Raw genomic sequence first — 10,075 nt, forward strand, 5'->3', positions numbered from 1 at the left:
CTCCTGCTCTTAAATACTCCATGGCTTTGTTCAGTTCGGGTCTGCCAGTGTTCTTACCACTTTTCTTTTCGTGAAAAATCTTAGTGCATCCATACTTTTCTAATTGTTCAACTTGTAAGGAATAATCCTGATCTAAGGTACTTACCCTTGCGTATCCAACAAGTTCACTCAATTTTGATCATTCCCGTCTAAAAGATATTTAACTTTCTGTACATTTATTATAGACTATCTTTTAGATGGAAAACAAGAAAGAAAAAAAGAAAAAAACTGATATTTTCGTAGTGTACAAAACTTACAACTTTTAGATACATAGATTTTAAGATTTGGGATAGCGCCAGCATAATACTTTATCATGGCGTTCTGCTATGTGACATAGCATAAGGCCCATTTCAGTTAATGTCTGGAATGGGCCTTATTGTTTTTTGTTATGTGATCATCATGAAATCATTTCTACTCATCTGAATCAATATATTTCACGATTTTCTCGCAAATTTCATGGGTAATCAGTGAATCATCAATAGATGGTTCAGGTATGCTATTATTTTGAACGCAATCGATAAAATGATCTACTACTTGATAAAAGCCGCGTTTATATAGCGTTGGCTCCCAGTCACCGAATTTTGAAATATTTATTTCTTTATTATGATAGTGAGTTGTTTCTACGAGACTGTTTACGACGTATTTATCATGTCCAGTCATGTATTCAATGATTTCTTCTGTGACACCGCCATTTCTGTTCATGATCCCGATAGCGGTACATCCTTCTCCATTAAGCGTGATGACCAAATGGTCAAGCATTTCACTATTTTTAAGGTACTCTACCTTGACATCCTTGACCTCAGTATCCATCAAAAACCTGAGTGTATCGACAACATGGATAAAATCCTCGACAACAAATCTTCGTACAAAGTCTGGAGCTGAAAATCTATTTTTCTGCATGATAATTAAGTTGGCTTTTCCCCTTTCTTTCAGCTCTTTGACTTTCGGGATAAATCTTCTATTAAAACCCACCATGGCGATCTTACCGTTCTCTTTTGCAAGCTTGACAATTGTTTCAGTTTCATGAAAATTCATCGATATCGGTTTGTCTATGTATGTATGGATCCCATTTCTTAGTAATGTTTCAGCTATTTCAAAATGGGCCTCTGTAGCAGTACTCACAATGGCTGCATCGATGCCTATCATTATCAGTTCCTCTACAGACTGAACCTTTTCTTGAGTCCTATATTTTTTTGATAAGCTGTTTAACGTGTCCTGATTTCTTGTACAAAGCACTAATTCAATACCTTCTTTTTCCGAAAGAACAGGTAGGTAGGCTTTTGTAGCAATATCACCCAATCCAATAATCCCAATTTTCATCTTCTTCACTCCATTATGAAACGAAATATTATTTTTTGAATTATAAAGCTTTCTGGTAGATTACTAAAGAATATCCTTTTGACACTAATGAAAATTATACTATTATAGAAATTTTTTATCAATTTGTGGGTCAGACCCACTGCCATGAATAGATTAAGAAATTTTACAAAATGCCATAAAAATCATTTACTAAATATAAAAACTTAATTTAGAAGTTGTTCACTTGTTTTGTGTACTTAAACTAATAAGTCTTTTACAAAGGAGTTACTACTTTGAGTAATAAATGTCTAGGTCAAGAAACGTTAATGTTTTTTATTCCGCATCTAATAAAACAAAAAGATGCAACAATTATTAACGTTACATCAGCCATTGGCAATACAGTCAGGTGTCGTGTCTGGGTGCCTATTTACAGTGCAACAAAAGCTGCAATGCACTCATTTACATTAACATTACACCATCAACTAGAAAACACTAATATAGAGGTGGTGGGAGTGTTACCTCAGCTGTAAATACTGATTTAGGTGGCGTAGGCGTATATATTTTGGTCCCCCATTAAGTAATTTTATTGATGCCATTTTTGTAGGATTTTAAAAAGAACAATTAGAGATTGGCTATGGGGGGACAGAAAACGTCTTATTGCTTCAATAGAGGAAATTGAACAGTGGATAAAAAATACTTGGCATAACATTTTTGGGAAAATCCAGATTTCCTTTAGTAATTCCTCTCTGTGACAAATTTTTCAATTTGAAAAAAGAATTAAGAGTTTCTCTTTTTATCTTTGGTTTAAAAAATTGCTTATTTTCTTAGGTTGCTTATTTATTTAAATATTTATTTTAATATTAAATGAGTACCCAAAATAGCTCTTGTTTACTATTAAAGTGTGTGTAAAATACTTTTTTTGCAAGTTAGATTGTAAAGAATTGTACTTAAAGTAAAGGGAGATGGAATTAAAAACAGCAACTCTTTTGTGGTTGCTGTTCGTTTCTTTTTTGCGGAATGGATTTGCCGTACGGAATTTCCAAACAATAAGTTAACACCGATTCATTGCGCTATCTGGGTACGTGATCAAGAAGGATTATCGCCTTTTTATTGTTGAAATTATTATAATATCTGTGCAGAATACTTGAAAAAGATAGTGGAGAACCAGCAAAGGCTTTCTCTGCGGACAGCCATTTGGTTCAAAATATTAAAAAGAAGTAGGAACAAATATTTTCCTACTTTGAATTACAAACGATGGAGTATTTGGGTTATCCTCCTAAATCAATTGGAATATATATTAGGGATTAGTTGACCACAATCCTGCAGTTTTTACAAAGACTCTCGGATTTAGTTTCAGCCCTGCTACGAGAAGCTCTGCCAGGTCTTCCGGATGCATAACATTTTCAGGATTTCCACTGATAAGATTCGTTTCTTTAGCCAAATCAGTTACAACTGTACTTGGTGTTAAGGCAGTGACACGAATATTATACTTCCTTACCTCCAACATGAGCGATTCCGTCAGTCCTAAAACGGCAAATTTTGAGGCACTGTATGCACTTGTCACAGGGGCACCTTTTTGACCGGCGCTTGATGATATATTGACTATATCCCCTGATTTTCTCTCAATCATATCAGGCAAAACAGCTCTTGTTACATTGTACACACCCATCAAGTTTACCCGGATAATCTTTTCCCATTCCTCAGGGGTTAACTCAAGAAAGCCTCCAAATTTTGCGATGCCGGCATTGTTGATTAGAATATCAAAAGTACCAAGGTCTGATTTGATATGTTCAACCGCATGGCCGACTGCTTCAAGATCGGTTACATCTGCTGTTGCAGCTGAAACTTTAACATCATATTGCTCTAGTTCGGCGGTTACCGTTTCAAGATTGGACATGGTTAATCCAATTAGTCCCAGGTCTATTCCTTCTTTTGCTAGAGCTAGGGCAGCAGCACGCCCAATTCCTCTGCTGCCTCCAGTAATTAAAGCTGTTTTTCCTTTTAATGAGATCATCGTATCATTCCTTATGAAAAATTTAAGGTAATCTAAAGACTGCGAAGTTTTCTAGCGATTGATCCTTTGGGGATCCGGGTAATTGAACAGTTGAAATCAGCCAACTGAAATAGTGGATTCTGAATAAAGGTTACGGCTGCAATTTTTCCACCAATGCTTTTTTCTTTTTCACCCATGAAGACAAGGCTTTTTGTTTCGCCCGAGCCTGTTATTTCACCCTATGATAGGTGTTGCACTGTATTATCATGTCCATGCCCCTTAGCACTTCTTAAGGTAATTGTAACCAACTCATTTAATTGGACCATGTACGATCAACGAACGATTCATGTTCAATCGTAGGTGAACATGGTCCCGTTTGACTCTTAAAATGTTTACTTGCTACTATAGATAGGAAACCAATGAATGGGCAGGGCTGAAGCATTGCGAGAGATAACTTGAGACTAGAATAGGTGGGACGAATGGAATCAAACCAAAATAAACAATTGATAACGAATTGGATATCTTTAACCCATATTCAAATGAAAATCACGAACGAATTAGAAAGCATACTTCAAGAAAATCATCAATTATCATTAAACGAATTCTACGTGCTTTTATTTTTATCTGAAGCCCCGGAAAAAAAATTAAAGTTACAACAATTACAGAGTATGGTGGGACTTAGTCAAAGTGCTATGTCAAGACTGGTCAGCCGATTTGAAGCAAAAGGCTGTGGAACATTAAAGCGATATATTTGCGGTGACGATCGAAGAGCCATCTACACTTCCATAACAGCTGAAGGAGAGGAAAAGCTTAAAAAGGCGACCGTTACCTTTCATGAAACCCTTGAAAAGGCTTTTTCTCAAGATATGATTCATAAAGAGCTGCAGCGATTATTTGATCAATTAAGACCATGATGGGATGACAGGACTTAAAACGCTCCGCATGTTATTCCATCTTTTTTTGTTGAATTCATTTTGGTTGACGAAGTGTTTTGTCATATGCTAATTTGTATGCATGCACATACATTTAAAAATCTATACTTTTTCCTCGTATAGCAAAAATAGGATCGTTTAAAATGGACGAAAAAGCCGACGCTAACCTTGTTATAGAGAATGTGGAAACTGGAAATTTACTGCCTGCGCCTATATGGAGCGTAAAGCTTTTTCCACTATGAGTTGGGGATTCGTGCTAAAAAAAATAAGAAGGAGTTCGATATATTGAATCATTTATTTACCCCTTATCAGCTAAAAAGGCTAAAATTAAAAAACCGTGTGGTTATGCCTCCTATGTGTCAATATTCGGTGGTAAATAAGGATGGGGTTGCAACTGATTGGCACTTTATGCATTATGTTAACCGTGCCATTGGCGGTGCGGGCTTAATCATTATCGAAATGACCGATGTCGATCCAGAAGGCCGTATCACAGATTATGATTTAGGCTTATGGTCAGACGAGCAAATCCCACAACTGAAACGCATTGTGGATGCTTGTCATCAATATGGAGCGAAAGTGGGTATTCAAATTGCTCATGCAGGGCGTAAAGCAGAAGATGCTGAGATTCCAGTTGCACCGTCTGCCATTCCTTTTGATGCAAAATCAAAAACACCAAGAGCACTCACTACAGAAGAAGTAAAGGAAATAGTAGAAAAATTCCGTAGGGCTGTAAGACGTGCTGTTCAAGCTGGAGTAGATGTAATCGAGCTCCATGGTGCACATGGTTACTTGATACACCAATTTCATTCCCAGCTTACCAATCAAAGGACTGATGAGTATGGAAGGGAATTAACGAAATTTGGTAAAGAGGTCATTCAGGCAGCAAAGAGTGAAATGCCTGAGGATATGCCGTTGATTATGCGAGTATCCGCTAGAGAATACGTAGAGGGCGGATATGGCATTATTGAAAGCATCGAATTTTCGAGGGTATATCAAAAATTCGGGGTCGATATGTTTCATGTAAGTGCGGGGGGAGAAGGACTGATTGCTGCTGCTGGAAGACCTGGTACACATGTAGCATACCAAGTGCCATTAGCAAGAGCTATCAAGCAAGCTCTTAACATCCCTGTCATTGCGGTTGGAAGATTGGATGAACCTTCATTAGCGAACTCCGTTATTGGAAATGAAGATGCGGACCTTGTTGCTGTCGGAAGAGGAATGTTACGAAATCCATATTGGACACTAGAGGCAGCAGCCGTTCTTCATAAAGAAATAGAAATACCAAGACAATATACTCCAGGATTTCCGAAAAACTAGTACAAATCAGTTTTTTTAGCATAATGGAAAATGATTGTAGATAGAAAGGCGAGAAATAGTTGAATAAATTAGCAGGAAAGAAACGATTACAACTTGCTTTACTCTTAGGTTCACTGGGACTATTAGGTCCTTTTACAATTGATATGTATTTACCTTCATTCCCTACTATTGTAAAGGAATACAATACTACTGCTTCTTTAGTACAAATTAGTTTAACGACTTGCCTATTAGGATTGGGATTAGGTCAACTGATTATAGGACCAATGAGTGATGTTCAAGGACGCCGTAAGCCGTTGAGGATTTTCCTCATCATGTATTTAATCGCTTCTGTCATTTGTGCGTTTGCCCCCAATATTTACACCTTTATTGGGGCTCGTTTTATACAAGGTTTTGCAGCAGCAGGTGGCCTTGTTATATCTAGAGCCATTGTTCGCGATGTATACAGTGGAAGGGAACTCACCAAGTTCTTCGCTTTATTGATGTTGGTGGGGAACCTTGGGCCAATAGTGGCACCAATTGTTGGAGGGATTATCCTAGCGTTTACAGATTGGTCAGGGGTTTTTCTTGTTTTAGCTGGTGTAGGTATCTTATTGGTTTTATTGGTTTCATGTAAACTGGAAGAAACGTTACCAAAGGAAAAGCGTGTCTCAAGTAATTTTTCACAAATAGTGAAGAATTTTGGCTCTTTGTTAAAAGATCGCCAGTTCATGGGATATGCACTTACTCAAGGTTTCATCATTGCAGGAATCTTTGCTTATGTTTCGGGTATTCCTTTCGTCTATCAGAATATTTATGGGGTAACGCCCCAGGTGTTCAGTCTATTATTTGGAGTGAATGGAGTTGCCTTAATAATTGGAAGTCAGGTGGTTGGCCGCTTTACAGGTATCATATCTGAGAGGACCTTCTTAAAGATTGGGTTATTGATTTCGAACTTAGCAGGTGCTGTTTTACTGGTGGCTCTATTATTAAAAGCACCGCTTATCACAGTCGCGATTCCCATCTTCTTTTTTGTATCGTCGATAGGAATCATTGCTGCAACTTCTTTTTCTTTAGCAATGGAGACACAAGGACATATTGCGGGTAGTGCTTCTGCACTATTAGGACTCCTGCCCTTTGTATTAGGGTCATTAACGGCCCCACTCGTAGGAATAGCCGGAGAATATTCAGCCATTCCAATGGCACTTATTATTTTATTAGCAAGCTTAATTGCTTTCTTATCTTATTATGGATTAGTTGGAAAATCTTCTTTAAGGGTTCAAGTTTCAAAATAATATAAATTATTTTTAACTCGAGTGTTATGAAAAAACGAATGATAAAAGGAGAAATGTACGATGAATTTTGTTACGCTAAATAATGGTTTAAAAATGCCACAGCTTGGATTTGGTGTATGGCAGGTTGCAGATGATCAAGCAGCACAAGCAGTTGCTAATGCCATTGAAGTTGGCTACAGATCTATTGATACGGCGATGATCTATAAAAATGAAAAGGGCGTTGGACAGGCTATTGCTGAATCATCTGTTCCTCGTGATGAGTTATTTATTACAACAAAAGTTTGGAATAGTGATCAAGGGTTTGAAAATACGTTACGTGCATTTGATGAGAGCTTGGAAAGATTAGGTCTTGATTATGTTGATTTATATTTGATTCACTGGCCTACTCCGCAATTTGACCAGTTTATCGAAACCTATAAAGCGTTAGAAAAGCTTTATCATGATGGCCGAGTAAAAGCAATTGGGGTTTGTAACTTTGAAATGGAACACTTAGAGCGCCTTTTAAAAGAATGTGAAGTTGTACCAGTATTGAATCAGATTGAGTGTCATCCATACCTTGCTCAAAATGAGTTAAAAGAGTTTTGTGCAAAACATAATATCTTTGTAGAAGCTTGGAGTCCTCTTGACCAGGGAGGAGAGGTGTTGCAAGACGAAGTTATTCAAAAGATTGCTACGTCACATAGCAGAACGCCAGCTCAAGTTGTGTTGCGCTGGCATTTACAAAATAACACAATCGTCATACCGAAATCTGTAACACCATCAAGAATCGAAGAAAACTATAATGTATTTGATTTCGAACTAACTTCAAATGAAATGAACGAAATAAATAAACTTAATCGCGATCGACGTAAAGGTGCACATCCAAACGATATGCATGTTCGATAAAAATAACACAAGGAACCTTCAATTTTCCTTTAGACTATTGCCTCTAACCCATTCTAGCTTTCAACTGGAATGGTTTTTTTTCAAGAGAATATCCTTTTTTATACGGCTGTAAGATTACCTAATATCCCTTTACTTCTCTAATAAAGTTCAGAGATTTAACCCCCTCTAAAAAGAGTATGGGGAAAGACGCATGTGGCTTTACGAAATACGCCAAATCATGAAGCACAAACCCTCAGGATTCTTTCTGGTGCATGGATGGGTAACGGGCAGCGTTTCTGTTAAATAATTTGTTTGATCATTCATCCTACATTTGAAGAAAATGTTAAAATGAGATATAAAGGACAATTATTGGAAAATGAGGAGATGTTAAAATGAATTATCGTGAATTAGGAAATACAGGTTTAATGATAAGCGAGGTCAGCTTTGGGACATGGGCCATTCGAGGTTCGTGGGGGAAGACGAGCGATGCAGAAGCGCTTAAATCACTTGATTATGCAATAGAGCAGGGTGTTAACTTTTTTGATACTGCAGATGTTTATGGTGACGGCCATAGTGAAGAGCTTTTAGCAAAGGCTACAAAAGGGCGGGAAGATCGGATTTATATTGCCACTAAATTTTGCCGTCAGGGAGATATTTTTGACCCGGAGAATTATAGTTATGAAAAAGTAAGTGCTTATTGTGAAGACAGTCTGCGCCGTTTAAACAGGGAAGCAATAGACTTATATCAAATCCATTGTCCGTCAACTGAGATTTTACAAGATGGCAAGGTTTTTGGGGTGCTTGACCGGTTGCAGCGCGAAGGGAAAATTCGCTATTATGGAGTAAGTGTGGAGACCGTAGAGGAAGGACTTATTTGTTTAGAACATCCAAATGTGAAGAGTCTGCAAATCATTTTTAATATTTTTCGCCAGAAGCCATTAGAAAAATTAATCCCCAATGCTTATGAAAAAGGGGTTGGACTTCTTGTCAGATTACCGCTTGCCAGCGGGCTGTTAACAGGTAAATTTACAAGTAAGCATGTCTTCGAAGCAGATGATCACCGCCGGTTTAATGAAAATGGAGAGTCTTTTAATGTAGGGGAAACGTTTGCTGGACTGGGTTTCCAAAAGGGTGTTGAATTAGCCAATCAGGTAAAGTGGATTGCAGAAGGCAGAGAGACCATGGCCAGCGCCGCACTTCGCTGGATTTTGGATAACAAAGAAATTACTTGTATATCCCTGGATTTAAGAATATGAAACAAGTTGAGCAAAATCTTACAGCATTAGAGACAAAACCTTTTATTGAAGAAGAACAGCAACAACTTAAAAACTTTTATGAGAAAAAAGTAATGGATTATATTAGGGGGCCATATTAACTGGCATTACAATTATAATGTTCTTCCATATTCTTATCCCATTAACCCTAGGATTTTACCCTTATCCTTATGTATTGGCACATTTCATAAGTAAAAGGAATGAATTTGCGAAATTTGATTAATATATAAAAAAGGTAAAGGGATAAATTTATGAATGTGAATAATTACACTTATACTCCCATGAAAATAAAAACTGAAATAAGACATAGAAAAATAGACCCAGCAAAATCAGTTTAAAAAAAAAGGCTGAGCCTCTTGCAAAATTATTATAAGGTTGATAAACGGTGGTGAATTGGACACCTTTCTACATAAAAAAAATTCAAGGTTCAGCTGGCGCAACAATCAGAAAAGGATTAATCTCCCATGAGTGCTACCCCTATAGGGCGCGACAGTCGGTGGTACACCGTGATCGTTGGAGTCAGACTAACGGATGGGATCAAAGGCACCATAGTGAAAAGACCTTCTTCGCCAGCATTAAAACAGTATAGCCTCCTTGGAATATTTTCATTCTCTGTGGTGAAGCGCCGGTTTTGCGCTTCATGGGTGGCTAACGGGTGCATTACTGGAACAACGGTAATGCTTTTCTCCTCTTCAAGTAACGGGCAGGTTCAATAAGGAATCTAATTTACAAAGTTTTATCTGTATATTAAAATGTAATGCAGTAAATCTTGGAGGGGAAAAAATGGATGAAATTGCTTTAATTATTATATAATTAGTAAATTTAGTAACTAAACAACATAAAGAGAGTGAGAATCGAGCCATTAGGGTGCCATTTTTGGCACCCTTTTTTGTACAACTAACGAAGCAGGTTAGCATTCCTGTAGATCGTTAAATATCAGGTTTGAAAAAAATAGAGCCCCTCAGTAAGATACGAGTATAGAGTCCAATCTAACTCAGAGTCTTAAGGAGGAAGCCCTACTATGAATTTTAAAATGCAAGACAAACAAAATCAACTAATAGAAAGAATTTCCGATACACATCTTAT

8 protein-coding genes and 1 pseudogene are annotated in these 10,075 nt (G+C 37.3%); 6 read left to right on the forward strand and 3 right to left on the reverse strand.

Annotated elements, in window-relative coordinates:
• Together J7E66_RS08970 and J7E66_RS08975 are read right to left on the reverse strand one after the other, a co-directional pair.
• Positions 1-172 (reverse strand): recombinase family protein (locus J7E66_RS08970; protein WP_214999352.1); only part of this gene is annotated, 172 nt, incomplete at its 3' end.
• A gap of 278 nt (positions 173-450) precedes the next feature.
• A complete protein-coding gene (locus tag J7E66_RS08975; protein ID WP_214999333.1) occupies positions 451-1,359 on the reverse strand; it encodes a Gfo/Idh/MocA family protein in 909 nt (302 codons plus the stop codon).
• Between the two features lie 272 nt (positions 1,360-1,631).
• Between J7E66_RS08975 and J7E66_RS08980 the strand changes: the two genes are divergently transcribed.
• The gene (locus J7E66_RS08980) at positions 1,632-1,868 is read left to right on the forward strand and encodes an SDR family NAD(P)-dependent oxidoreductase (protein ID WP_214999335.1); all 237 of its coding nucleotides are present in this window, start codon (positions 1,632-1,634) and stop codon (positions 1,866-1,868) included.
• Between the two features lie 767 nt (positions 1,869-2,635).
• Here the strand turns inward: J7E66_RS08980 and J7E66_RS08985 are convergent.
• On the reverse strand, positions 2,636-3,352 hold the full coding sequence (locus J7E66_RS08985; RefSeq protein ID WP_214999337.1) for a 3-ketoacyl-ACP reductase: 717 nt from the start codon (positions 3,350-3,352) through the stop codon (positions 2,636-2,638).
• 458 nt (positions 3,353-3,810) lie between these two features.
• Here J7E66_RS08985 and J7E66_RS08990 point away from each other — a divergent pair, with 458 nt between their 5' ends.
• From J7E66_RS08990 to J7E66_RS09010, 5 genes and pseudogenes are all read left to right on the forward strand, one after another.
• Entirely contained in the window at positions 3,811-4,245 is a 435-nt protein-coding gene (locus tag J7E66_RS08990) for a MarR family winged helix-turn-helix transcriptional regulator (protein WP_214999339.1), read from the forward strand.
• Between the two features lie 303 nt (positions 4,246-4,548).
• Positions 4,549-5,580 (forward strand): NADH:flavin oxidoreductase/NADH oxidase, encoded by a 1,032-nt coding sequence (locus tag J7E66_RS08995; RefSeq protein ID WP_214999340.1) that lies wholly within the window; start codon positions 4,549-4,551, stop codon positions 5,578-5,580.
• A 59-nt stretch (positions 5,581-5,639) separates the two neighbouring features.
• Positions 5,640-6,851, forward strand: coding sequence for a Bcr/CflA family multidrug efflux MFS transporter (locus J7E66_RS09000; RefSeq protein ID WP_214999342.1), 1,212 nt, complete (start codon positions 5,640-5,642; stop codon positions 6,849-6,851).
• Between the two features lie 60 nt (positions 6,852-6,911).
• The gene (locus J7E66_RS09005; RefSeq protein ID WP_214999350.1) at positions 6,912-7,736 is read left to right on the forward strand and encodes an aldo/keto reductase; all 825 of its coding nucleotides are present in this window, start codon (positions 6,912-6,914) and stop codon (positions 7,734-7,736) included.
• A gap of 371 nt (positions 7,737-8,107) precedes the next feature.
• Positions 8,108-9,090 (forward strand): annotated as a pseudogene (locus J7E66_RS09010) (aldo/keto reductase).
• The last annotated feature ends 985 nt before the right edge of the window (positions 9,091-10,075 follow it).

It is taken from the genome of Bacillus sp. ISL-7, assembly GCF_018613065.1.